General features: G+C 56.8%; 17 protein-coding genes and 1 pseudogene. 10 read left to right on the top strand and 8 right to left on the bottom strand.

Annotated features, from left to right (window positions below):
• Positions 1-153: 153 nt before the first annotated feature.
• Both ACK4FF_RS04345 and ACK4FF_RS04340 read left to right on the top strand, forming a co-directional pair.
• Positions 154-729, top strand: a complete 576-nt coding sequence (locus ACK4FF_RS04345; RefSeq protein WP_409705005.1) for a Maf family protein — start codon at positions 154-156, stop codon at positions 727-729.
• Positions 730-744: 15 nt separating this feature from the next.
• Positions 745-1437: an SAM-dependent methyltransferase gene (locus tag ACK4FF_RS04340; RefSeq protein ID WP_409705003.1), complete on the top strand. Its 693-nt coding sequence runs from the start codon at positions 745-747 to the stop codon at positions 1435-1437.
• A 30-nt stretch (positions 1438-1467) separates the two neighbouring features.
• Here ACK4FF_RS04340 and ACK4FF_RS04335 read toward each other — a convergent pair whose 3' ends face one another.
• The 4 genes from ACK4FF_RS04335 to ACK4FF_RS04320 are packed head-to-tail and all read right to left on the bottom strand — an operon-like array spanning position 1468 to position 4456.
• On the bottom strand, positions 1468-2415 hold the full coding sequence (locus ACK4FF_RS04335) for a S49 family peptidase (RefSeq protein WP_409705001.1): 948 nt from the start codon (positions 2413-2415) through the stop codon (positions 1468-1470).
• 5 nt (positions 2416-2420) lie between these two features.
• The gene (locus ACK4FF_RS04330; RefSeq protein WP_409704999.1) at positions 2421-2798 is read right to left on the bottom strand and encodes a Rieske (2Fe-2S) protein; all 378 of its coding nucleotides are present in this window, start codon (positions 2796-2798) and stop codon (positions 2421-2423) included.
• Between the two features lie 6 nt (positions 2799-2804).
• Positions 2805-3464, bottom strand: coding sequence for an HAD-IIIA family hydrolase (locus ACK4FF_RS04325; RefSeq protein ID WP_409704997.1), 660 nt, complete (start codon positions 3462-3464; stop codon positions 2805-2807).
• Positions 3461-4456 (bottom strand): RluA family pseudouridine synthase, encoded by a 996-nt coding sequence (locus tag ACK4FF_RS04320; protein ID WP_409704995.1) that lies wholly within the window; start codon positions 4454-4456, stop codon positions 3461-3463. The genes ACK4FF_RS04325 and ACK4FF_RS04320 overlap by 4 nt, the downstream gene beginning before the upstream one ends.
• A 435-nt stretch (positions 4457-4891) precedes the next feature.
• Here ACK4FF_RS04320 and ACK4FF_RS04315 point away from each other — a divergent pair, with 435 nt between their 5' ends.
• The 7 genes from ACK4FF_RS04315 to ACK4FF_RS04285 all read left to right on the top strand — a co-directional run bounded on the left by ACK4FF_RS04315 (position 4892) and on the right by ACK4FF_RS04285 (position 17066).
• Positions 4892-7855, top strand: a complete 2964-nt coding sequence (locus ACK4FF_RS04315) for an Rne/Rng family ribonuclease (protein ID WP_409704993.1) — start codon at positions 4892-4894, stop codon at positions 7853-7855.
• A 150-nt stretch (positions 7856-8005) separates the two neighbouring features.
• Complete coding sequence (gene moaA, locus ACK4FF_RS04310; protein WP_409704991.1) at positions 8006-9127, top strand: GTP 3',8-cyclase MoaA; 1122 nt, start codon at positions 8006-8008, stop codon at positions 9125-9127.
• 8 nt (positions 9128-9135) lie between these two features.
• The gene (mobA, locus tag ACK4FF_RS04305) at positions 9136-9750 is read left to right on the top strand and encodes a molybdenum cofactor guanylyltransferase MobA (RefSeq protein ID WP_409704989.1); all 615 of its coding nucleotides are present in this window, start codon (positions 9136-9138) and stop codon (positions 9748-9750) included.
• Between the two features lie 91 nt (positions 9751-9841).
• Entirely contained in the window at positions 9842-11977 is a 2136-nt protein-coding gene (locus ACK4FF_RS04300; protein ID WP_409704987.1) for a peptidase domain-containing ABC transporter, read from the top strand.
• On the top strand, positions 11974-13359 hold the full coding sequence (locus tag ACK4FF_RS04295) for an HlyD family type I secretion periplasmic adaptor subunit (RefSeq protein WP_409704985.1): 1386 nt from the start codon (positions 11974-11976) through the stop codon (positions 13357-13359). Before ACK4FF_RS04300 ends, ACK4FF_RS04295 begins: the two co-directional genes overlap by 4 nt.
• Positions 13360-13531: 172 nt before the next feature.
• The gene (locus ACK4FF_RS04290) at positions 13532-14866 is read left to right on the top strand and encodes an Ig-like domain-containing protein (RefSeq protein ID WP_409704983.1); all 1335 of its coding nucleotides are present in this window, start codon (positions 13532-13534) and stop codon (positions 14864-14866) included.
• 46 nt (positions 14867-14912) lie between these two features.
• The gene (locus tag ACK4FF_RS04285; RefSeq protein ID WP_409704981.1) at positions 14913-17066 is read left to right on the top strand and encodes a TolC family outer membrane protein; all 2154 of its coding nucleotides are present in this window, start codon (positions 14913-14915) and stop codon (positions 17064-17066) included.
• Positions 17067-17174: 108 nt separating this feature from the next.
• On the opposite strand, the gene ACK4FF_RS04280 is transcribed toward ACK4FF_RS04285, so the two are convergent.
• From ACK4FF_RS04280 to ACK4FF_RS04265, 4 genes and pseudogenes are all read right to left on the bottom strand, one after another.
• Positions 17175-18176, bottom strand: coding sequence for an asparaginase (locus ACK4FF_RS04280; protein ID WP_409704979.1), 1002 nt, complete (start codon positions 18174-18176; stop codon positions 17175-17177).
• Positions 18173-19585, bottom strand: coding sequence for a DNA recombination protein RmuC (locus ACK4FF_RS04275; RefSeq protein ID WP_409704977.1), 1413 nt, complete (start codon positions 19583-19585; stop codon positions 18173-18175). Before ACK4FF_RS04275 ends, ACK4FF_RS04280 begins: the two co-directional genes overlap by 4 nt.
• A 64-nt stretch (positions 19586-19649) precedes the next feature.
• A pseudogene (locus tag ACK4FF_RS04270) lies at positions 19650-20081 on the bottom strand (group II truncated hemoglobin); the annotation flags it as partial.
• 70 nt (positions 20082-20151) lie between these two features.
• The gene (locus ACK4FF_RS04265) at positions 20152-22647 is read right to left on the bottom strand and encodes an ABC transporter permease (RefSeq protein ID WP_409704975.1); all 2496 of its coding nucleotides are present in this window, start codon (positions 22645-22647) and stop codon (positions 20152-20154) included.
• Positions 22648-22894: 247 nt separating this feature from the next.
• Between ACK4FF_RS04265 and ACK4FF_RS04260 the strand changes: the two genes are divergently transcribed.
• The gene (locus ACK4FF_RS04260; protein WP_409704973.1) at positions 22895-24931 is read left to right on the top strand and encodes an FAD-dependent oxidoreductase; all 2037 of its coding nucleotides are present in this window, start codon (positions 22895-22897) and stop codon (positions 24929-24931) included.
• Positions 24932-24943 lie beyond the last annotated feature (12 nt).

Raw genomic sequence — 24943 nt, 5'->3', positions numbered from 1 at the left:
TCCACCGGTCTTGCAAAAGGACCAAGCATCGAATTCCTGCAGATCTTTTTCAAAGGCTTTGGCCCGCATGCAGAATAGAAAAGCGACGAAACGCGCGATAATACCGTGCTAAACGCGCCATGTCAAAATTTCAACCGCAATTTCAAGGCCATCATGCAACTCATCCTGGCATCCAGCTCACGTTATCGCCGAGAAATGCTGGAACGTCTGCGCCTGCCCTTCCAGTGCATCTCCCCTTCGATCGATGAAACACCGCTGCCGGGTGAGTCCCCAGTTCAGACCTGCGAACGCCTGGGCCTGTTGAAAGCCAAGGCAGTGGCTAACCTTCACCCGAATGCGATTGTGATTGGTTCAGACCAGGTTGCCGACGTGAACGGGGAGGCCATCAGCAAACCCGGCCATCACGAGGCTGCCGTCGCCCAGTTGACAGCCATGAGCGGCAAGAGCATTACCTTTCATTCAGCGGTGTCCGTCGTTCATCAAGCGTCAGGCAAGGAAGTGTCGTTCTGTGTGCCCACTGTGGTTGAATTCCGGACACTGAGCGCCCAGGAAATTGAACGCTACTTGCTGGCAGAGCAACCCTACGACTGCGCAGGCTCGGCCAAAAGCGAAGGCTTGGGCATCACTTTGCTGAACAGGATTGAATCCTGTGACCCAACCGCGCTGATTGGCCTTCCTTTGATCGAACTGTCCAAGGCCTTGCGCAAACTTGGCGTTTCCCTGCCCTGAACTGGACGCAAACCCATGCTGATTCTGGTGCCCACGCCACTGAGCCAAACCACACCCAAGCTCCCCGTGTTAAGCGCTGACCTACCCTTGCTTCGAGACTGCAGCACTTGGGTGGTGGAAAACGCAAAACCTGCCAGGGCTGCGCTGGGCATGCTAAACCTGGCTAGACCGACGAGAGATTTGACCATCCTCGAACTGGACAAACTGGACCGCCCCGAGCGCATCAAACTGATTCAGCGCGCCGCTGCTGGTGAACCCATCGGCTTAATGAGCGATGCGGGTTGCCCTGCCGTTGCCGACCCCGGTGCCAGCCTTGTGCGATTGGCACACGAGCACGCATGCCCGGTTCGGCCCTTGGTCGGCCCAAGTTCAATCATGCTGGCTTTGATGGGCAGTGGGCTGGAGGGGCAACGCTTCCAATTCCACGGCTACCCGCCTTTGGATGCGACAGAACGACAACGTTGGATATCTACAACAGAATCCGCATCCAAGAGCCAAGCCTGCACGCAACTGTGCATAGAAACACCGTTCAGAAACGACAAATGGATCGAAGCACTGCTGACCCACCTGAAGCCCACCACACGGGTGTGCGTGGGGTGGGACTTGACCGGCGATGCAGAACACCTGACCACCAAAACAGTGGCAGACTGGCGAAAAAACCCACCCAAGCCCGGCAAGCAGCCCTGCATATTTGCCTGGCTGGCCTAACCACGGGCAACGTAGCGGGTTAAATACCGTTTACTTGAACAGGGGCTCGCCCCAGCCGACTGAGGGCATCACGCTGCGCATGCCCGAGGCAAACTGCACACCAACGCGCTTGGCAAAACGCTCGGCGAAGCTCTCCTGCTCGGTGTAGTCCAGAATTTCCTCAGCCTTCAACACATCCCGGGCAACCCCCTCAAGGGACCCAAGCTCATCGGCCAAGCCCATTTCCACCCCGGTCTGCCCGGTCCACACAAGGCCCGAGAAGGTGTCTGGCCCTGACTTCAGACGCTCGCCACGGCCATCTTTCACAGCCTGAATAAACTGCTTGTGAATTTCCTGCGCCATTTGACGGGCAAACTCAGTTTGGTAGGCATTTTGCTCGGTGAACGGGTCCAAAAAGGCTTTATTGTCACCGGCAGTGATCAAGCGACGCTCCACACCGACCTTCTTCATGGCTTCGGTGAATCCAAAACCATTCATGATGACCCCAATGGAGCCGATCAGACTGGCTTTGTCCACATAGATTTTGTCAGCAGCAGCCGCAACGTAGTAACCGCCGGAGGCGCATACCTCCTCCACAACGGCGTACAGGGGTTTGTCAGGGTACTTGGCCCGCAGGCGTTTCATTTCGTCATAAATCAAGCCGGCCTGAACCGGGCTGCCACCCGGGCTGTTGATGCGCAACACCACACCCACAGAGTCTTTGGATTCAAACGCGGCTTTCAGGCTGCTGTTGATTCGGTCCGCACTGGCCAAAGAGTCTGAGGCGATCACGCCATTGAGCTGCACCAACGCCGTGTGTTTGGTGACCTCCAGAGTTTGGGGTGCAGCCAAACCAAGAGCACTCAGAATAATGACACCGACATATACAAAACCGAGGCATTTGAAGAAAATGCCCCAGCGGCGCTTTCTACGCTGCTCAACCAACGCCTCGGAGGCCAACTTCTCCAGCAGAGCGCGTTCCCAGTTCTGTTCTGACATAACACTCAATCCTCTATGCCGTCGACCGGCACGGTTACAAGGCCCTCAGGCTGCCAATACACTTCCCCATCCCGCTCACTGACCGCAAGGCGCACCAACGGGTTGCCTGAACAAGGCCCACCGAGACACTGCCCATCCGTTGCGTCATAGCTGGCGCCATGGGTTGCACACACAATGATTCGACCTGAATCATCCAGAAACTCGCCGTAATTCCAGTCCATTTCCACGGGAACATGGCTGCAGCGGTTCAAAAAACTGCGCACCTCATTGTCCACGCGCACAACAAAGGCGCTGGTCTCTTCGCCGTTGTACAACACCTTGAAGCGAAACCCCATCCCCCCTTCGGTCAAATCACTGGAGGCACATACTTTAATGTCTGACATATTGATTCAAGCTTGCTCTAAATAGTCCAATAGCCAAGGCGCCATTTCATTCACCGACAGGAAACTCTTGAAGTGTGGCACTTGGGCCAACAGACGGGGCGGATGAGCCCCGGTTTCCACTGCAATCGCCCTGACCCCAGCCGCTTGAGCCATGTTGAGGTCGTGTGTGGTATCACCCACCATCACGACCTCCGAAGGCTCGAGACCAAATTCATCCATTAATTCCAACAACATTTGAGGATGCGGCTTGCTGTGGCACTCGTCAGCGCAGCGCGACCCCATGAAGAAACGCGCTGTGTCTGAATGGGCCATGGCCCGATTCAAACCCTGACGGCTCTTTCCAGTGGCCACTGTGCAAATGACGCCACGGTCATTGAGCGCCTGCAACAGGGGCACGACACCCTCGAACAGGGACAACTCATGGTCATTGCTTAGATAATGCGTGCGATAGCTTTCAACCAGCTTGCGGATTTGATCATCAGAAGCTGCCGGAGCCGCGTGCCGCAGTGCGTCAGCCAGCCCTAAACCGATCACGTAAGATGCAATTTCAGCCCCAGGGTCGGCCAACCCGGCGTCCACGCAAGCTTGCCGAATGGCCCTGGTGATCGCCCCTGTGGAATCCAGCAAAGTGCCATCCCAATCAAACACCACCATCTTGAATGTCATGGCAACACCTGCAAACTCCGTAAGAAAGTATCCAATTCGGGCGCCAACGGCGCTTCCAGTACTATAGGTGCATTCGTTGCCGGGTGCGTGAACTGAACCCGGGCGGCGTGCAAAAACATGCGCTTCAACCCCAAACGGGTCAGCCGCTTGTTCAACTCGAAGTCGCCGTACCGGTCATCACCTGCCAAGGCATGCTTGTTGGCACTGGTGTGCACACGGATTTGGTGAGTGCGCCCGGTCATCAATTGCGCCTGAAGTAAAGAAAACTCTAAAGAGTCCAGCTTAAACCGTTGCAAAACCTTGAATTTGGTCAGCGAGGCATCGCCCTCCGGATGGACAAACACCCTAGCCTCCTTTTCTGAGGCTTGGGTCTTCAGCAAGGGCAGATCAACCTGCTTTAGACCCGAAGGCCAGTGACCTACAGCGAGCGCGAAGTAGAACTTCTTCCAAGACCTGGCTCGAAGTTGTTCTTGCAACGTTCTGAGTGCGCTACGTTTTTTGGCAAGAACCAACACTCCGGACGTCTCCCGGTCCAGACGGTGCACCAACTCAATATGCCGCGCAATGTCCACTCGATGGGCCCGAAGCGATTCAACCACTCCGAACGAGGCGCCGGAGCCACCATGCACCGCCATTCCGCTGGGTTTGTTGACGACTAGCAGATGCTCATCTTCAAAAAGCACCGGAATGGACTGACCTGAAACAGCCGCCTTTCTTGATAAATCGGGCGAATTTACCGCATCAACCAACTGATTTTCTTTAACTTTAATCGGCGGAACCCGAACCACATCACCAATCTGCAACTTGGTTTTGGCCTCGGCCCGGCCTTTGTTGACTCGAACCTCGCCAGAGCGAATGATGCGAAATATATGACTGCGTGGCACACCCTTGCACACGACGTGCAGGAAATTATCCAGCCGCTGATCTTGATGGCGTTCATCAATTGTGATGACTACCGCTTTGTCTGGATTAGGTTTTATGGGTGAATTCACAGTGCAGGTTTGTGTTATGGGTCACGATGCGCCTATAATGCACATTATCGCTCGTGTAGCGCCGAGGGTTCCCAAGGACTGTGGCTTGCGCGGTGAAAAAAATCAAAAGGGTGCGTCGCCAACCCTGGAAGGCGACACTGTTGGACAAGCTGTAGGCGTGTGGCCGTGTGGCCCGCCATTTAGACGAATTTGAGCAACCAGCACGTCACACGTGTCTGCTGGTCGCCACCCAGAACGACGTGCTTTCACCTTCACTGGTGCTAATTTGATCCCAATCGCCTTGTATTTTGAATCGTTTGGTTTAAATCCGCGCTGATTGCTCAGCATGTGGGCGCATCATCGCGCCCTTGTGCCCGTCGTTTCCCCTGTTCCGTCTACTCAGGCCGCCATTCCGCTTGACCACACTTTTTGCACTGCGGTGCGTTTGGAGTGTGCATGAAGCGCATGTTATTTAACGCGACTCACGCTGAAGAGTTGCGTGTCGCCATCGTTGATGGCCAGAAACTGATTGACATCGACATCGAAACAGCCGGTCGTGAACAACGCAAAAGCAATATTTACAAAGGCGTAGTCACTCGGGTCGAACCCAGTCTGGAAGCCTGTTTTGTCAACTACGGCGAAGACCGCCACGGTTTTCTACCCTTCAAGGAAATCTCCCGCCAGTACTTCAAGGAAGGCGTCGAGGCTGGTAAAGCCCGCATTCAGGACGTCATCAAGGAAGGACAGGAAATGTTCGTCCAGGTTGAAAAGGAAGAACGCGGCAACAAGGGCGCAGCCCTGACCACCTTCATTTCCCTGGCCGGCCGTTACTTGGTGCTGATGCCCAACAACCCTCGCGGGGGCGGTGTTTCCCGCCGCATCGAAGGCGAAGAGCGCCAAGAACTGCGTGATGCGCTGGACAAACTTGAGTACCCCAAGGGCATGAGCATCATTGCCCGCACAGCAGGCATTGGACGCTCGGTCGAAGAACTTCAGTGGGACTTGAACTACCTGCTGCAACTCTGGACAGCCATCGACAGCGCTGGCAAATCGGCCAACGGTGCTTTCCTGATTTACCAGGAAAGCAGCTTGGTGATTCGCGCCATCCGTGACTACTTCAGCCCGGACATTGGCGAAGTGCTGATCGACACGGATGACATTTACGAACAGGCTCGTCAGTTCATGCAGCACGTGATGCCTGACATGATGAATCTGGTGAAACGCTACCGGGATGACATCCCCCTGTTCAGCCGCTTCCAGATTGAACACCAGATTGAAACGGCCTACAGCCGCATGGTACCCCTGCCCTCCGGCGGCGCCATCGTGATTGATCACACCGAGGCCTTGGTGTCGATTGACGTGAACTCGGCTCGGGCCACTCGCGGTTCCGACATTGAAGACACTGCCTTGCGCACCAACCTGGAAGCCGCTGAGGAAGCGGCCCGCCAATTGCGCCTGCGCGACCTGGGCGGCCTGATCGTGATCGACTTCATCGACATGGAAAAGGCCAGCAACCAGAAGGAAGTTGAGCAACGCGTGAAGGACTCGCTGCACTTTGACCGTGCACGGGTTCAAATGGGCAAGATCAGCCGTTTCGGGTTGATGGAGTTGTCCCGTCAGCGAATTCGCCCGGCCCTGAACGAAGGCTCACACACCACATGCCCGCGCTGTAACGGCACCGGTGTGATTCGCGACACTGAAAGCTCTGCCCTGCATGTGCTGCGCATCATTCAGGAAGAAGCCATGAAGGAAGGCACCGCCAGCGTGCACACCCAAGTGCCTGTGGATGTTGCCACATTCCTGCTCAACGAAAAGCGTTCCGAGATTCACAAGCTTGAGGCTCGCCTGAAGGTTCACATCCTTCTGATCCCCAACAAGCATCTGGAGACGCCGCACTATGAAGTGACCCGACTGCGTCACGATGATGAGCGTCTGGACGATTCACGCCCCAGTTTCGAACTGGTCAACGCCCAACCCGAACAAGGCTATTACGACAAAAAGGCCAGCGTTGAGTCAGTCAAACGTCAAGAAGCGGTAATTAAAGGCGTGCTGCCAACGCAGCCCGCCCCTGTGCATGTTGAACGCAAACCCAAATCTGAACTGGCACCAGTTGCCGCAGCAGCCACAGCCGCACCGCTGACGCTGTTCGAGCGCATCCTTGCCTGGTTCCGCCGACCCAAAGCGGCTGAAGCACCCGCGATTGTGATCGAACAGGCCAGCAGCGAAAAGCCCCGTTCCGGACGCGGCCAAGACCGCCGCCACGGCAGCCGCCAAGGTGCTCGCGGGGAAGGCAGGGATGGCGAACGTGAAGGCCGCGGAGGCCGCAATCGCCGTGGCCCGCGCGACGGTGAAGCACGACCAGCGCGTAACGCTGACAGCGGTCAGCAGGCCCCGCAAGCCGAACAACGTGACACCCAGACAGAAGCCTCTCCAGCACGCGAAGGGCGTCAGGGCGGACGTGGTGGTCGCGGCCAACGGGACAACAACCGTGAGCAAGCCAGCCAGAAAGAAGTTTTGGCAGCCACCGAGGAATTGAACGCTCAAGGCATTCAAACCGACACTGCTGCCGAGGACTCCGAACAAAGCGAGCGCCAAGGTGGCCGACGCCGCCGTCGTCGTGGACGTGGTGGACGGGCTCAGGGTGAAGGCGAGAATGGTCAGTTGTTGGCTGAAGGCGGCCTCGATACAGGTGCCGAGTCAACACCAGCCGATGCTCCTGAAACCTTGGCACTTGACGAAGCGGAATTGGCGGACAAGATCGTACAAACCATGGCCTATGGTGATCAAGGGTCCGAAGATGAAGCCTCTGGTGCGGCGGATGGAAACCGCCGCCGTCGCCGTCGCCGCCGTGGTGGCCAACGTGGGCAAGGCGCTGACACTGCTGAATTGGCTGAAGGCCTTGAAGGCTCCGACCAAACGGATTCGGACGCGATTGCAGACGCAACTGATGTGCAACCCATCGAAAGCCAGACATCGGCCCAAACCAACACCCCTGAGGCTGAAGCCTCAAGCGCAGTAGCGCCGGAAACCGCATCGGAGGTTGCAGTCGAAGCCGCACCAGTAGACGCTGTTGAGGCTAGCAGCCCTGTGGTTGAAACCACGGTTGCAGCCCCACAAACAGAACCGGCCGAAGCTGCCTTGCCCACTGTGGTTGAGGTTGCGGTTGCTCCAGAGCCAGTGCAGGCTGCTCAGCCGAAGCCGGTTGTTCAAGCCATATTCAGCCAAGAAGCGCTGAATGCAGTGGTGACCAACGCTGGCATGCTTTGGGTGGAAACAGACCGCGAGAAGTGGAATGTTGTTCAAAACGCTCTGGCCAGCCAGCCGGCAGCGGTGCGCACTCCCCGAGTGCGCAAACCTGCACCGGTGATCGACAACAGCAATCTTGTGCTGGTTGAAACCCGGCCCGAGTTCCGGAATTAACCGGACTTGCTGAAAGATACCCCACCGATTGTGCAATCGGTGGGGTTTTTCGGTGTAAGCCCTAGTGCAGCGCACCGTCCAAGAAGGTTAGATTACCAAGGTCTGAGTTGTAACGACCGCGAAACGGGGCGAAGGCTCCGGCAGTAGCCCATGACCGAACGCGTTATTCACCTTCATCCTCTCGCCAGCCCTCCCCGGGCGCTGCCGCTGAATACTGCTGTCCCAAGTTCACCCCTGCTATACCCACTGACTGACGCCCTTGGCCGTCGCCTGCACGACCTGCGCATTTCCGTGACAGACCGTTGCAACTTCAGGTGCGTGTACTGCATGCCCAAAGAAGTGTTTGATCAGAATCACGTTTACCTTCCCCAGGCGGCGTTGCTTAACTTTGAAGAAATCGAGCGAATTGCCCGGGTTTTTGTGGGCCATGGGGTAGAAAAGCTGCGTCTGACCGGCGGCGAGCCGCTGCTGCGCAAGCACATCGAACGCCTGGTTGAAAAATTGGCCTCACTTCGAACACCGTCTGGCCGTGCACCGGAAATTGCAATGACCACCAATGGCACCCTGCTGCGTAAAAAGGCGCGCAGCCTTGCAGACGCCGGCCTGAACAGGGTCACAGTCAGTCTTGACGCCATGACCAACACCACCTTCAAAGCCATGAATGATGTCGACTTTGAGGTTGAGCAGGTGCTGGATGGCATTGAGGCTGCAGCCGAGGCAGGCCTGGGGCCGGTGAAGGTGAACATGGTCGTGAAACAAAGCTTGAACGTGGACGAAATTGTCCCCATGGCACGTTACTTCAAAGGCAGCCCCCATATTCTGCGTTTTATCGAGTTCATGGACGTCGGCGCCAGCAACGGCTGGAAGCTCGATGAAGTAGTGCCGTCTGCCCGCGTCATCAACCTGATCAATGAACAGGTGGGCCAGTTAGCCCCATTGGACGCCAACTACCCGGGCGAAGTCGCTAAACGATGGCAATATGCCGACGGAAGTGGGGAAATTGGTGTTATTTCCTCGGTCACCCAAGCCTTTTGTGGGGATTGCTCTCGTATCCGCTTATCGACAGAAGGATTGCTATTCACCTGCCTGTTTGCCAGCAGAGGCCATGATTTGCGCAGCTTGGTCAGGGGTGACTCTGCCAACACAGATGAGCAACTTGGACACGCCATTGCCAACCTGTGGTCATTGCGATCGGACCGGTACAGTGAGATTCGCACGGGAAACACCCCGCAACCGGCCGATCGAATTGAAATGTCGTACATCGGCGGATAATCCAGCGAATGGTGAACCCTCACACCCTCGATCAAACCCACAAAGTCTCAGGCCTGGTCTTGGCTGGTGGACAAAGCCGCCGAATGGGTGGCTTGGACAAAGGGCTCCAGCAATTTCAAGGCACCCCGCTGGCCAAGCTCGCTTGGAACCAGTTAAGCCCCCACGTGGCCGACATGTGGATCGTCGCCAACCGCCATCTGAACGACTACGCCGCCCTCTTTCCCCAAAACTCGATTCTTCAAGATTCAATCACCGGTTTCGCTGGCCCATTGGCGGGCATGCATGCGGGCCTATTGGCCATGGAAGGAGACATTCTGGTCTGCGTACCCTGTGACACGCCGAACTTCCCTGAGGACTTGGTTCACCGACTGATTGAACCCTTGAAGCAGCGACCGGAGCTCACACTGACCGTGGCACAGGCAGGCGACCGGATTCACCCGGTCTTCTGTGCTTTGCGTGCCAGCGCGAAGCTATCCATTGAGTACGCCCTCAATGAAGGGCAGCGAGGGGTCTATCAGTGGTTGACCAGACAATCCCATCAGGTGGTGACGTTTGAAAACCCACACCAGTTTACCAACCTGAATACACTCGACGACTTGCTGAAATTTCAATCAGGCGCTTGACCCCTCCTTCGAGTGAGTGAGCCAGTTGAGTGATTTTCAGGCGTAGCCAGCAGAAGTACCATGGGCCCATTTTTCCATTCTTGGTGCCAACATGCTTGCAGACCCACCGGGCCGCCTGGGCAATGCCGACGGACGAGACGCCCTTGAGCGGGCACTGACCCAACACGGTCTGGACTTCCTGCCGGCCGTCTGGGACCAGCACCCAGAAGCTGCCGACAAGCAGCCCTCGGACCGCCATTTGGCCCGCTTAATCAGTTATTTGACCGCCTGCGGACACTCTTACCAAGTGTTCAAAGACATCAAACCCAATGAACGCGGGCTGATTGACGACTGGTCACTGTGCGTCAGCCAGGAAGGTCGGGTACTGCTGGCCTCGGACTGGAAAGCCCTTCAATCCAGCATCCCGCTGTACGCCGTTCTGGCGCTTGATCTACAGAAAAGCAAATCCGCCAATCAAGCTCCAGACCACAGCTCCAAGGGGTTGATGGCGTTCTGGGCCGCCCTAAAAAACAGCACGTGGCTGCGCCAGACACTGGAGCAGTCATTCACCCATTTTAAGCCGGTGGTTCATGCGTCCATCATCATCAACATTTTGGCCTTGGCGGGTCCGTTCTTTTCAATTCAAATTTACGATCGAATCATTCCCAACTCGGCCTATGCCTCGCTGTTCGCATTGGCCCTTGGTGTGTTTCTCTGCTTGGGGCTTGAACACGCGCTGAAGAAGGCTCGCCATCATTTTCTGGAACATGCAGCAACTCGGGCCGACGCAGCCTGCTCCGACTTGCTCTCCAATGCCCTGCTCAACACACGCACCCACACCACGGAGCCAGCAGCCCTTCTTCAACACCTGAGGTCGTTTGAACAACTGCGTGAATTGGTGTCTGGCCTATTTCTTGTTGCGTTGATTGACCTGCCCTTTCTGCTGATTTATCTGGCCGTGATTGCAGTCATACACCCGCTTTTTATCCTGATCGCTGGCGTTGCCATCCTGCTGACCAGTGCAATCACCGTGGTGTCCCACCGAGCCCTGAGTGCACACAGCAAAGCCCACGCCAATCAATTCCGGTTGGCGCATGGGCAGTGGCTGGATGCACTGGCCAATCTGGACATGATTCAAGCACAGGGCATTCAGTCCCACCATTCCAGGTCTTTGAACAGCATTCAACTTCAAGCCCGGCTTTCTCAAAACGGCGTTCGTGACTTGTTGTTCAACAGTCAGCAAATCGTCCACGTCATATCCCAGAGTGCGTGGGTGCTCACCGTGTGCCTTGGGGTGTACCTGACCGTGAACCTGGAACTGAGTGTGGGTGGCCTGATCGCTGTGTCGATGCTGACAATGCGCTGTTTCACACCCATCCAAAAGCTGCAAAGCCATGTGCTGCACATGCACTCAGCGCAGTCCGGTTTTGAAGACTTGGACAAGTTTTTATCGGCTGCCCCGCCCTTGAACCCGAAAGCGTTGCCGCTTCAGACGCTGGACAGTATTGACCTCGATGAAGCGAGCGTCAGGAAACCCAAAGCCAACAAAAACAGTCAATTACCCTCCGATTACCTGCTCCGGCAAATCAGTTTGAACCTTAAACGCGGCGACAGACTTGGGGTGATTGGGGCCATGGGCTCTGGGAAAACATCTCTTTTGCGCTTGCTGGCTGGCCAACTTGAACCGAGCGATGGAAGCCAGCGGATCAATCAGCTTAACCGAACACATTACAACGCCACGGAAATAGCGCGGCATCTGGGTGTGGCGCTTCAGCCGCCCCAACTGGCCAAAGGCACTTTGCTGGACAACATCCGTTGGTACCGGCCCTGGGTCAGCCTGGACGATTGCAAAGCTGCCTTGGAATCTTTGGGGGCATTTGAGTGGATTGCGCGTCACCCCGATGGCCTGCACATGCAAATCGAAGCACTGGGCAGCAACTTGTCCACTGGCCAAAAACAGGTGGTTTCACTCGCAAGAGCACTGGCAGGACGACCTTCCCTGCTGTTGTTGGACGAGCCCAGCATTGGGCTTGATCAGCAGGGTGAAACGCACCTGATGAGCATGCTGCGGGAGTTGCCTGAGTCCACAACCCTGGTGATGACGACACACAAACCGAGCTTGCTCAGCGTTACGCCTAACCTGGTGTTGATGCACGAATCCAGGATTGCAAGCCAAGGCCCCAAGGCCGATGTGATTGCCCATGCCGCCGAAATGATGCAACTGAACTCAAGCGGGGGCCGCTCATGAACAAAGCCGCCCTGATCTCCAAGCTGCGCCCACTGCTGGATCGCCTTCAAGTTTGGGCGACCGCCTCAGATGCGGAGTGGAAAACCTTGCCCGGTGCAGGCCTGCGTCTGGACCAAGCCCGTGCCATGGAACACCAGCTTCGCCTGACCCTGAAACTGACCCGGCTAATGACCGCAGGTTTTCTGATTCTTCTGGTGTGGGCGGCTGTCGCCAAAGTGCCTCAAGCAGCCCACGGTGAAGCCAGAGTCGTGCCCTCCCAGCGGCTACAGGTGATTCAAGCAGTGGATGGAGGCATCATCACCGATGTATTGGTTCGCGAGGGTGCGCAGGTGAAAGCCGGGCAAACTTTGCTGCAGATCGACACCACCCGCTTCTCCTCTAGCCTGAAAGAGAAACAGGCCGTTGATGCGTCGTTGCAATTGAAAGAGGCAAGGCTGAAGGCCCAATTGAACCGCACAGCGCTCAACGCAAGCGATGCCCTGATCAGCCAATACCCAGACCTGTACCAGCAGGAAATGAAACTGCTGGACAGCAAGATGCAAGAATGGCGGGCCCAACTGGACATTTATGACCAACAGTTGCAACAGCGCCAAAGGGAGCTCGACGAAGCCCAGAGCCGGGCCAGCGCAGCGAAACTGACCCTTTCCAGCGCACAACAGGAACTGGACAGTACCCGCCCTTTGCTCAAAAGCGGTGCGGTGTCCCCGGTCGAGGTGCTCCGCCTTGAACGTGAGGTGGTAAAAGCCAAGGGCGACTATGAAGCCTCCACTGCCCAAAGTAGCCGCTTGGCCTCGGCTGTGAGCGAAGCGCGCCAGAAAATTCAGGAAACCCGCCTGAAACAGGAGAACGAGGCACGCAGTGAACTGGCCGAAGTCAAAGGGCGCTTGGCCAGTCTGGAACAAAACCAGATTGAACTGTCTGATCGGGTTAATCAAGCCACACTGAAGGCACCGGTCGATGGATTGGTTCAGCGCATCCTTTACAACACAAAAGGTGCCGTCGTCCCTGCCGGCAAAGAAGTCATCGAAATCGTGCCGATGGATGAGCAACTGGTGTTTGAAACCCGGATCAACCCCAAAGACGTGGCCTTCATACGCCCCAGCCAAAAAGCCAATGTCAGAGTGACTGCTTACGACTACTCCATCTATGGCGCCCTGCGCGGCGTGGTAGACAACGTGTCCGCAGACAGCTTGAGCGATGACACAGGACGCCCGTATTTTGTCGTCAAGGTAACGGTGCCACGCTCTGCTGTGCCTGAATCGGTGAGACTGCTGCCGGGGATGGTGGCCAATGTAAGCATCGAAACCGAAGAACGCTCTGTTCTGTCCTACCTGAGCAAGCCCATTCTTCGAGGGACCACCGAGGTGTTCACCGAACGTTGACCCGTTCAAACTAAGCTCTACTGGATTGTACCTCGTGGTGCAATCCCCCTCATACCCCCCTTGGGGTAACTCCACCCAATCAGACCGAACCCATCGCTTTCTCCATCATCCCGATGGAACCAAACTGCCTGCTTGTTCACACACCTGTATCAGACTGGACTCGAGGACAAGCATGAGCGACAAGAAACCCCTGCCCCCACAAAACTGTGACCCAAGCACACTGGGTGCACCCCGCAAGCCTGCCAAGAGCCTGCGCAAGCGGCCTGAAGTGGAATGGGTAGTGCAGCTGGGTCCATTCACCGATGGTCAGATTTCAGCCCCTGAACTGGTGCGGCCACTTGAAGGACCGACGGACTGGATTATCAAACCCAAAAACGGTGAGATTCAGCCATTCGATGCCAACAAACCGCCCGAAAAGAACGTCATCCGCAAATACCTGAATGTGGGCGCGCTGGACCAAGACACCCCCAACGACTTGCCTAAACTCGGTGACAGCTATTTCGTAGACCGGGTGAAGTCGGATGTTGTAGTGGACTTAGACCGCCGCGTCAGCGACAACGAGGGCCCTAGGGTGGTCGAATTCCGTGACCGCATTGCTACGGAAACCGTGACCAAGATCGAGGTACGCACCATTCCCAATGATGGCGAGCCAGGCGGCAATGAGTGCCCCCCCTGCCCACCTTGTCATCCTGAGCCTCCCAAGTGCGAAGAGCCTCCTAAGTGCGAAGAGCCTCCTAAGTGCGAGGAGCCTCCCAAGTGCGAAGAGCCTCCCAAGTGCGAAGAGCCTCCCAAGTGCGAAGAGCCTCCCAAGTGCGAGGAGCCTCCCAAGTGCGAAGAGCCTCCCAAGTGCGAGGAGCCTCCCAAGTGCGAAGAGCCTCCCAAGTGCGAGGAGCCTCCGAAGTGTGACGACCACCGAGGGCCAGACGCCAACAACGACCACGCCAAGACCAAGGAAGACACGTCCATCACTATCGACGTATTGAAGAACGACAACGGTTGGGGCATGTTGAGCATCAAGAGCGCCGAGGCTGAACACGGCACGGTTGAAATCAAAAACAACAAGCTTGTGTACACCCCGGATGAGGGTTTCACGGGCAAGGATGTCATCACTTACACCATGGGTGATAAGTCTTGCCTAACCGATGACGCGTGCGTCACCGTGACCGTCAAGGAAAAGCCAGAAAGCTGCGAACCAACACCCTCGCCCTGCACACCAACCACCACACCCTGCAACACGGGTTGCGACGATCACACCGCTGAGTCAAGCAGCGGGTCCGGCCGCACCCACGACCACGAATACACCGGAAAAATTCTGGACTTGGACTCAATCATGGATCACAGCAAAGGGTCGATGGTTGCCCAAGTGCTGAATTCCATGTCAAGCAGCATGGGTGGCTCAATGGGGGATTCCGGCTCTGGCCATTGGGGTGCATCCTGTTACAGCCATGACGCATGTGCGCCGTGCTCGCCCAGCCCAGCCCATCACGAGGCCTGTGCGGTGGCGTGATCCGCCACGACATGCGATCCAGTAATTTGTAGGTTGACTGACATTCATGAAAAATAGTTACACCCTGAAAGCGATTCCAGCCACATTGGCTTTGCTGTTTGCCGGCGTTTTGCCACTTCACGCACAAGTTGAAGCGCCAACCGAGGCCCCCCAAGCCACCGATGACACCGCAAGCGGCCCTAATCCGCTTCGCGACAGTGTGATCAAAGGGCTGAACAACAACCCAATGCTCAACGCTGAGATCAATGGTTTGTCCGCTCAGATTGAAGAGTCGAATGTGCGGTTTGGCGGCTTGCTACCCACTGTGGACATTCGGGGTTCGGCCGGCCGCGAACGGAGCAAAATTCAGGACGGCCCAACACGAACCTACAACGCCAGTTCCTATGGCATTGAAGCGCGTCAGAATATTTTCAGCGGATTTGCCGGTCAGGCCAAATACTTGGCGTCCTATTCTGATGCGATGGCTGGGTACTACAGGTACTTGAACAAGGCCAACCAAGTGGCATTTGAAGCCTCTGGTGCTCACGTGGATGTGTCGCGTGCTCAAGCCTTGACCAAGCTGGCCGAGAGCAATCTGAAGGTTCACCAGGACCTAATGGCCCGTATTGAAGACAAAGTCAAAAGTGGCGTAACCCGTGAATCGGATCTGGAGCAAGCCAAGAGCCGTTACACCTTGGCCCTGAGTAATTTGGCGACTGAGAAAGCCAACACCTTCACCGCCATGTCGAATTACCAGCGCGTGACCGACACCGTCTGGCCAATTAACCAGATGGGCGAATATGTCGTTCAAGCCAACTTCGAGGTTGAGAACCTTGAACGGCTGGTGTTTGCACTGAACACCCACCCCCTGCTGATGGCAGCCAATGCCCAGATTGAAAGCGCAAAACAGCAGGTGACCGCATCTGCCGAGGGCTTTTACCCACGCTTCGACCTACGTGCCAAATCGGACAACTACAGCAATTACCTCTCCACCTTCGATGATCGAACCATCACCTCGATCGATCTGCTGGCCAGCATGAATTTGTACCGTGGTGGTTCCGACTCCGCCTCCAGAAACGCCGCCATCAAGCGAAAAATGCGCTCTTTTGACGACAAGCTGGTGGTGTGCCGCGGTATTCGACAAAACAGCCAAAACGCACTCTACGACGTGGTGAACCTGCAAAAAAGGGTCAATTACTTCCGCGCCCAAGCGCAAGCTATTTCGAAAGCCAGAGCGGCCTATGAGCAACAGTTCAATGTAGGGCGACGTAGCCTGCTGGATTTGCTGACCGCCGAGAATGAGTATTACCAAGCCCAACGCGGTTTGATCAATGTGGAAGCTGACTTGAGCGTGGCCAAGCTGCGTTTGCTGTCAGCAACTGGCCAGTTGATCAACCTGTTCGCGGTGGACGATCTGGTTAGGGCTGACGAACCCGTGAAAAAACAGGTGCTGTTCTACAAGGAGCAGGTGTCTGAGGGTGCTGAATCCGAAGGATGCCCCGCCGAACTGATCAACATCCAAGACTTTCAAATGCCGGCAATCGGGTTTGATGAAAGCTACAAGTCGGTCCAAACCCTGCCGGTCGCCCCAAGCACTTCTGGCCAAGCCGGTGCCGCTGAACCTGCTCCAGCGTCTGCCAAACTGTTGCCACCTGGCACAGCGGCTGCCGATTTCAAAGAGGGCATGATGCCGGTCAACCAACCGGCGACTGGAACTGCCAAACCAGGTACGTCACTACGCAGCGATCAAAGCGCATCGATTGGTGACCCTGCCCATGTGTCCAGGAACCTGATTGAGCGCACACGGCTTTGGGCGCAGGCCTGGATGGAGCGTGACGTGAATGCCTACATCGGCTTTTACTCGCCAACCTTCAAGCCCGAACAAGGCAGCTATGAAAGCTGGGAAGCCAATCGCCGTGACCGCCTGCGTGGTGCCTCCAAAATCGAAATCGACATTGCCGATATTCAGGTGGTGCCCAGCTTCGACGACCCAAGCCTGTACGAATTGAGCTTTACCCAAAGCTACCGTTCAAACAATTATCAGGAAAAGTCGCGCAAAACCTTGGTCTGGAAACAGATCTCCGGAAAATGGCAGATCATTCGTGAGAAGAATGCGCCAATCAACACCGCTGCGAAACCGTCCAGTAGCAGCAAGGCCATTGAGGCTCAGTCTCAACCGGTGAATATGGCGTTGGTACTCAGCCAAAGTTTGCAACAGTAAGCCCTAAGCGGGCCGACGAACGCAAGCCCAATCAAGCGCCCGAGCAGCAACACTGTCGGGCGCTTTTTTTGACACCAGGCTGGGCGATCAAGCAAGCCATGCTGTCAGTTACTGGCTGACGTTCAACATTTCCTGAATGACCAATTTGGGTAGCGTTAAATCACCGGCTTCTGCGTACAACCCTTTGGCCTTGTAAGACTCGAAAAGGTCAAACTCTCCACCAGTGCCTACCCCCCCTTCTTCGGCGCGACTGGCCCGAACAACCCGAACCCCTTTGTTCAAGGCCGAGCTCAGCAACTCAATACAGGCTTCGGGGATGTTGCCGTGCCCGGGCGCGGCCACAATCAGGGATTGGACCGGGGAACTGAGCAAAGCGGACAACTGGGCCGCCAACCCGGCGTTTGGCGTGCAGTACAGAACGGCCACATTGGCGCGCAAAAAGCGGGTCTGATTGAAGTGGGCGAATGTGCCCCCGGGATGGGCCAAGAGCAAGTCCTTCAACAAGGCTTGTTGATCATCCGCGCTGTACCCTTTGCAAAGGAAGGCCTCGCCACCCAAAGTACTTCGTTTGTGAACCAAAGGGGCCGGAATAAACTGACCATGTACGCACAAACCAAGGCGACTGCAGTCATTGTTGGACGCAGGGTGCTCGGACTGGCCAAGCCGCTGAATGTGGTTGACCGCGGCCAAGGCGTTTGTTTGTCCGTCGGACAATGGGTGGTCCATTGGGTACATGGCTGCAACGCACACCACAGGCACCCTCAATTGCGCTGGGCTCAGCGTTTGATGCAAAAACCAGAGGGTGTCCTCGGCGGTGTCCGTGCCGTGGCTGACGATGATGCCCTGCACTTCGGGATTGGCCAAGGCCTGAACCACGCTGTTGCGCAGTTTGATCATGTGGCTTGGGGTTAAGTCTTGACTGCCAATGCTGTACACCTGTTCGGCCGACCAATCTGCGGCAGACAGCACATCGGGCATGCCCTGCAACAATTGCTCCACGGGCACCTGCGCCGCTGCATAAGCCCAAGGCCCAGAGGCACCATCCCCGTTGGCCTGTACCGACAGGCCCGCAATGGTGCCCCCAGTGGCAACCCAGTGCAGGCGCATCATGGTTGCCCACCTGCCGGGGCGTCAACGCCATCGGCCTCGTCGTCCATCAGGTTGTCATTCAGGCCCAACAAGGCCTGGGCATTCGGCTCGGGCAATTGGTCAATGCCTTTGAGTTTGCGGTGCATTGCCCTCGTACGCACTTCGGCACTTTCAATATTCTTGGCCGCACGCTCCAGTGTTTCTTTGGTTTTGGCCAGCACATCGCCAAACTTGGAGAACTCTGTTTTTACGGCACTCAACAGTGTCCACACCTCGCTGGACCGTTGTTCAAGCGCCAAGGTTTTGAAGCCCAGTTGCAGCGCGTTGAGCAAGGTAGTCAATGTGATTGGGCCTGCCACTGTCACCCGGTACTGGCGCTGCAGGTCATCTACAAGGCCAGGGCGTTTGACAACCTCGGCATACAAGCCTTCGGTGGGCAAAAACAAAATACCAAAATCTGTGGTGTGGGGCGGCGAGAGGTACTTCTCGGCAATGCTCTTGGCCTCCAGCCTCACGGCCTGCTCCAGTGCCTTTGAGGCTTGGGCAACGCCGTCTGGGTCGGCCCGGTCGAAGGCGTCCAGCAGGCGCTCGTATTGGTCTTTCGGAAACTTGGAATCGATGGGCAGCCAAACCGGTTTGTCGTCGTCTTTACCCGGCAGACGCACTGCAAATTCAACAATGTTGCTGCTCCCCGGCACTGGCTTGATGTTTTGACCGAACTGACTGGGCGTGAGCATCTGTTCAAGCAGGGCTTGAAGTTGAACTTCGCCCCAAGTGCCGCGCGTTTTGACGTTGGTGAGCACGCGTTTTAAGTCGCCTACCCCTGTGGCCAGAGTCTGCATTTCACCCAAGCCTTTGTAGACCTGCTCAAGCCGGTCACTGACCAATTTGAAGGACTGACCAAGGCGCTGCTCCAGCGTGGCGTGCAGTTTTTCATCAACTGTCTGGCGCATCTCATCCAGTTTTTTGGCATTGTCCGCTTGCAGAGACTGAATTTTCTGTTCAAGCGACTGACGAATCTGGTTGAACTGATCGTTCAGCAAACTGCTGGTTTTGTGGAGCACATCGGAGAAGTTACGCAACTGCTCAGCCTGGGCTTGCTGGCCTTGCCCGAGAGATTGGGTCAGGTTCTGCTGAATGCCGATCAGCGCAGATTGGCTGTCCTGGCGGTTTTGCGCAAAGGCTTGGGTCAGGTCTTGAGACAAGCCACGTACGTGCTTGGACAATTCATCAGCCAGCGTGTTCTGCTGAATGGTTTGCTCACTCAGGCGGGTCAGTTGGCTCTGCAGGTGGGCCATGGTTTGCTGGGTGACCATGTCAGGCTCATTGCTTGAGCCTGAGCGACGCAACACAACAAGCAACAACACCATTTGCACTGCGGTCAGCAGGCCCAAGGCAATCAGACCATTGAACAGGCTTGACTCAGTCATTGGAGTCCTCCGGTGGATGGGCCACAGACGAATGGCCGCCCCGCGCATCGGTCAACGGCGTATCCGGTTTGTTGCGCATCCAGTCTGCGGTGCGGTAGAACGACATCATGAGACCTTCCACCAAGCGTTCGTCAAAGCCCATTTGGCGCAGCGCGATCAGCATGCAGGATAACCACTGGTCCCTGTCAACGCTGTTGATGGGAAAAGGCATGTGGCGCATTTTCAGGCGGGGGTGACCATACTTGGACACATACAGGTCGGGCCCACCCAACCACCCTGCGAGGAACTCATAAAACTTCTCTCGGGAGTGGGCCAAGTCCGCAGGGTGCAATGCCCGGATTCGAGCGAACTCGGGGTTGCTGTGCATTTCGTCGTAAAACAGGTCAACCAGTTGACGCACACGAACCAACTGGCTGGGCGTGTCGGCCCCAAAGTATTCAATGGCGCGTTTGGGTTCCTGCCCGGTTGTTGGGGAGGTCGGGTCTTGTGTGGACATGGGCGGTCGTACTTTAAGAATGGCCTGAACGCTTGCATTGTATGCCAGCCGGGTTGAGCGGACTGAGCCCTTAATCGGCCTGCCGCAGACTTTGCATCACAGGCACGGTACACACACGGTATACCGCACGACCACCAAACAACAGGGACACCACCGCCCCCAAGCCTGCCCCCCCCAACCACAACCAAGGTGTCATCCAATAATCGAACTCGAACACAAACCGGGCAGCCGACCAGCCCAATGCCTGTGCTGCGCTGGCGGCGATGAGGCCAGACAACCCGCCAATCAGCGCAAGTTCAAGCCAGGCCGCACGCAGCAGTTGTTGGCTGGATGCACCCAAGGCCCTGAAGATGGCTGTTTCCCGGGCACGGGCCTGAGCACCAACAAGCACGCAGGCCACGACGACAAGCCCACCGGCCAGCACCGTAAAACCAAACACAAACTGCACCGCTTGGCTGACTTGGGCCAGTATGCGGCGGGCTTGGCTCATGATGACTTCAGTGTCCAGAACAGTGAGGTTGGGATGATCACGCACCAGCTGGCGAGACACCGCTGCTGCAGTGGAGACCGGAAGGTGCACCGAAGTGATCCAGGTTTGCGGGTAGGCACTCAGCGCTTGCCCGGGGAAAAGGACGAAGAAGTTGACGTCTAGACTGTCCCAGCGAAGGTCGCGGATGCTGGTGACTTTGGCCCTCACTGGCGTGCCTGCAATGTCGAACTCCAGCGTGTCGCCCAGCGTGAGGCCCAAGCGCTGGGCCATGGACGATTCGATGGAAAGTTCTTCACGGGCATCAGCCGTGAACCAGCGCCCTTGAATGACTGTGTTGCGACGGGGCAATTCATCCGCGAAGCTGAGGTTGAACTCGCGTTGCACCAGATTGCGCGCGCGCTGCTCGGTGAACGTCTCGGCGGTGACTGGATTGCCGTTGATGGACGTCAACCGGCCACGAACCATGGGATAGAGGCGCACTGGGACCTCTGTGGCCTGCTGAAGACTTGCGCGCACCGAGTCGACCTGATCGGGCTGGATGTTGAAGACGAAGCGATTGGGGGCATTGTCAGGCACTGCGGCACGCCAACGGTCCATGAGGTCGCCCTGAACAACGGCGAGCATGAGCAAGGCGCTTAAACCCATGGTCAGGGACACACCTTGCAGCACCAACAATGACTTTCTTTGAGCCATGCTTCGCATGACACTGCCCCACAGGCTAGCACCTGCGCTGCGTTGGACGGATTGACCTGCCAAGGTCAACAAAACCCACAGAGCCGCCGCAAACACGAACCCGCAGGCTAAAAACCCTGAAAACAGGAGCAAAGCCAACGTGGTGTTGCTGACCAGCAGCAGGCACACGGCCATTCCGCAACACACCCCAAAGGCGATTGTCAGTGCCCACTCCACACGCGTATTGGCAAGGCGTTGGTTACGAATGACCGCAATGGCAGGGGCTTTGAGAGCGATCACCGCGGGCACACCGGCAAACCCCAACAGCAAGCCCACAGCCAACAGCACACCCACGAACACAAAATGAACCCCTGCCATGGGCAAGGCCACGCCGAGCAGCTTGGACAGCATCAGGACCAATACCCAATGTGCCCCCCACCCCAAAGCCACGCCCAACAAACCAGCCGCCAGTGCCAAGCCGAGTAGCCCACCCAGCCACAAGCGGCCCAATTGCCCAGGGGTGTAACCCAAACTTTTGAGAATGGCCAATTCAGAAGCCAGTTCCCGCGCAAACACATGGGCAACCAAGCCAATACCTACGCAGGCGACCAGGGTACCGATGAGCGCCGCCATGGCCAGAAAATCTCGGGCTCGGGTCAAGGTGCCGTTGACTTCAGGACGGCCTGATTCCAGAGTGGCGACTTGGTCCACCGGTGTGAGCTGGGGTTTGACCTGCCCTTGCAATTGGGATAGCAGGCCTTGATCACCGGCGAAATAAACCCGCCATGTGGCCCGGGAACCCAAGCCCAGCAGGCCGCTGGCCTGAAGGTCAGCGCGGTTGAATAGCACCCGCGGAGCAAAATTCACAAAGCCAGCCGAACGATCGGGTTCGATCAGGATGGTCGCGGTGACCGGTAAGTGAAGCGCACCCAACTCAATGGAGTCGCCCAACCGGATATTCAAACTGCCCAGCACGCCGGAATCCACCCACACCTGCCCGGGAGGTGGCCCGTGTTTGACGGCTTGTTCAGCGGCTTGAGACGACTGAATTCGAAGCTGCCCACGCAGGGGGTAGGTGTCGTCCACCACCTTGACGGAAACCAGCAGGTCACGCTCGCCCGCCTGCAACACACTGGGAAACTCAACGCTTTCAGAGCGGCTTAAACCCTTGTACTGAGGCTGGCTGAGGGTGGACCACCAGGGCGCAAGGTCAGGCTTGCGTTTGGTTTCCAGCACGAAGTCGCCACCCAGCATCTGACTGGCGTCGCGCAGCAAAGCCGATTCGATGCGGGCGGAAAACACGCCAACCGAGGTGATGGCGGCCACCGCCAACACCAAAGCCAGTACAAGCACGCGAAAAGCCGGGCGGCGCCATTGAGTGCGCCAGAAAGTCCAAACAGGCATGAAACGAACACGGAGGGTGCAACTGCAACCAGTGTAGGACAAGGCGGCCCGCCGTGCGGTTCCCGATGGTGCAGCGCGCCATGCTTTTTTCCGGTTCGATGGCCGGATAAGGGCTCCGGAAAATGACCGATCGTGCTATTTTGTGGTTCATGAATTTTGGAGCAGTCACTCCAAACTTTCCGGTTACCCCAAAGTAACATGAGCAGGCTAATTACATAAAACTGCACGATTATCAGGAGACAGTAAGGTGACAGACCTTTATCCCCATTTGAATGCCCCGCTGGACCTTGGGTTCACCACGCTGCGCAACCGAATCATGATGGGTTCGATGCACACAGGCATTGAGGACAAGTACAAGGATTTTGACAAGCTGGCCGCCTATTTTGAGGCCCGCTCCAAGGGCGGCACGGCCTTGATTGTCACCGGCGGCTTTTCGCCGAACCTGGAAGGCTGGCTGTACCCATTTGCATCGAAGATGAGCAGCAGCAGTGCTGTGAAACCCCACCAGAAAATCACGGAGGCCGTTCACCGCCATGGTGGCAAGATTGTGATGCAGTTGCTGCACGCGGGCCGTTACGCCTACCACCCGCTGAGTGTGTCCGCCTCCAACCGCAAAAGCCCGATCAATCCTTTCAAACCTCGCGAAATTGGTGACTTTGGTATCCGCCGTACCATTGCAGCATTTGCCAAGGCGGCCAAGCTGGCCCAACAGGCAGGCTATGACGGTGTGGAGGTAATGGGTTCGGAAGGCTATTTGCTGAACCAGTTCATCTGCAAACGCGTGAACCAGCGCACCGACCGTTGGGGTGGCAGCGTGGAAAACCGCGCCCGCCTGTCGGTTGAAATTGTCCGCCGTATTCGCGAGGCTGTGGGCCCCAACTTCATCATCATTTACCGCCATTCACTGTTGGATTTGGTGGAGGGTGGTAACACATGGGACGAAGTGGAATACATCGCCAAAGCCGTTCAGGACGCCGGCGCAACATTGCTGAACACGGGTATTGGCTGGCACGAAGCCAAGGTGCCGACCATCGTGACGTCGGTGCCACGCGCAGCGTTTGCGGAGCTGACAGGCCGACTGAAAAAGACACTGCGTATTCCGGTGATTGCGTCCAACCGCATCAACAAACCCGATGTGGCTGACCGCCTGATTGCCGAGGGGCAATGCGACATGGTGTCCATGGCGCGCCCACTGCTGGCCGACCCGGATTTCGCCATCAAGGCCAAAGAGGGTCGCGGTGATGAGATCAACGTGTGTATCGCGTGTAACCAGGCTTGCTTGGACCACGCCTTCGGCGGCAAACGGGTGAGTTGCTTGGTCAACCCCCGTGCCTGTCATGAAACCGAGATTGTCGATGCGCCAGTAACCCGCCGCAAAAAAGTGGCCGTGGTCGGCGCGGGCATGGCGGGCTTGTCGGCTTCGATTGAATTGGCACGCCGTGGCCACCAGGTGGTGGTGTTCGAGCAGAGCCATCAAATCGGTGGACAGTTCAACATGGCCAAGGTCATTCCCGGCAAAGAAGAGTTTTACGAAACGCTGACCTACTTCAACACCATGCTGAAGAAGACCGGTGTTGAGCTGCGCCTGAACACCCGCGTGACCCCTGAATTGATCAAGGAAGGTGCATTTGATGAGGTCATTCTGGCCAGTGGAATCAAACCCCGGACCCCGGACATCGAAGGCGTGAACCACCCCAAGGTGCTCAGCTACGTGGACGTGCTGCTGCACAAAAAACCGGTGGGCAAAAAAGTGGCAGTGATTGGTGCAGGCGGCATTGGTTTTGATGTGTCGGAATACCTGACCCACGACGAGCGCCACCCCTCGCCCACGCTGGACCTTGAAACCTGGAAAAAAGAGTGGGGCATCACCTTTGACCCCAACAATGCAGGCGGTATCGACCGCGTGATGCCTGAGCCCCCTGCCCCTGCCCGAGAAATCTGGCTGTGCCAACGCAAGGACGAACCCTTGGGCAAACGCTTGGGGAAAACCTCGGGCTGGGTTCACAAGGCCTCGCTGGAAAGCCGTCGCGTTCACTTCATGCAAGGTGTGGAATACCTGCGCATTGATGACCGTGGTTTGCACATCATGAGTGCACACGGCCCGGAAATTCTGGAAGTGGACAACGTCATTCTGTGCGCTGGGCAAGACCCACTGCGTGAGTTGGAAGCCCCCTTGAAAGCCTTGGGTATTCCAGTGCATTTGGTGGGTGGTGCCGATGTGGCTGCCGAACTGGATGCCAAGCGCGCCATCAACCAAGCCACCCGGTTGGCCGTTGCCCTGTAACCTTTTGAAGAG

The sequence above is a fragment of the Limnobacter sp. genome (assembly GCF_046297615.1).
GTDB lineage: Bacteria > Pseudomonadota > Gammaproteobacteria > Burkholderiales > Burkholderiaceae_B > Limnobacter.
This window is presented reverse-complemented; position numbering and strand designations above follow the sequence as displayed.

What these genes read in the sequence shown, in the direction of transcription:
- ACK4FF_RS04315 (WP_409704993.1), top strand. Translation starts at nt 4,892, where the DNA reads ATGAAGCGCATGTTATTTAACGCGACTCACGCTGAAGAGTTGCGTGTC.
- ACK4FF_RS04330 (WP_409704999.1), bottom strand. Translation starts at nt 2,798, where the DNA reads ATGTCAGACATTAAAGTATGTGCCTCCAGTGATTTGACCGAAGGGGGG.
- mobA (WP_409704989.1), top strand. Translation starts at nt 9,136, where the DNA reads ATGGTGAACCCTCACACCCTCGATCAAACCCACAAAGTCTCAGGCCTG.
- ACK4FF_RS04300 (WP_409704987.1), top strand. Translation starts at nt 9,842, where the DNA reads ATGCTTGCAGACCCACCGGGCCGCCTGGGCAATGCCGACGGACGAGAC.
- ACK4FF_RS04275 (WP_409704977.1), bottom strand. Translation starts at nt 19,585, where the DNA reads ATGACTGAGTCAAGCCTGTTCAATGGTCTGATTGCCTTGGGCCTGCTG.
- moaA (WP_409704991.1), top strand. Translation starts at nt 8,006, where the DNA reads ATGACCGAACGCGTTATTCACCTTCATCCTCTCGCCAGCCCTCCCCGG.
- ACK4FF_RS04335 (WP_409705001.1), bottom strand. Translation starts at nt 2,415, where the DNA reads ATGTCAGAACAGAACTGGGAACGCGCTCTGCTGGAGAAGTTGGCCTCC.
- ACK4FF_RS04280 (WP_409704979.1), bottom strand. Translation starts at nt 18,176, where the DNA reads ATGATGCGCCTGCACTGGGTTGCCACTGGGGGCACCATTGCGGGCCTG.
- ACK4FF_RS04285 (WP_409704981.1), top strand. Translation starts at nt 14,913, where the DNA reads ATGAAAAATAGTTACACCCTGAAAGCGATTCCAGCCACATTGGCTTTG.
- ACK4FF_RS04295 (WP_409704985.1), top strand. Translation starts at nt 11,974, where the DNA reads ATGAACAAAGCCGCCCTGATCTCCAAGCTGCGCCCACTGCTGGATCGC.
- ACK4FF_RS04345 (WP_409705005.1), top strand. Translation starts at nt 154, where the DNA reads ATGCAACTCATCCTGGCATCCAGCTCACGTTATCGCCGAGAAATGCTG.
- ACK4FF_RS04290 (WP_409704983.1), top strand. Translation starts at nt 13,532, where the DNA reads ATGAGCGACAAGAAACCCCTGCCCCCACAAAACTGTGACCCAAGCACA.
- ACK4FF_RS04265 (WP_409704975.1), bottom strand. Translation starts at nt 22,647, where the DNA reads ATGCCTGTTTGGACTTTCTGGCGCACTCAATGGCGCCGCCCGGCTTTT.
- ACK4FF_RS04325 (WP_409704997.1), bottom strand. Translation starts at nt 3,464, where the DNA reads ATGACATTCAAGATGGTGGTGTTTGATTGGGATGGCACTTTGCTGGAT.
- ACK4FF_RS04340 (WP_409705003.1), top strand. Translation starts at nt 745, where the DNA reads ATGCTGATTCTGGTGCCCACGCCACTGAGCCAAACCACACCCAAGCTC.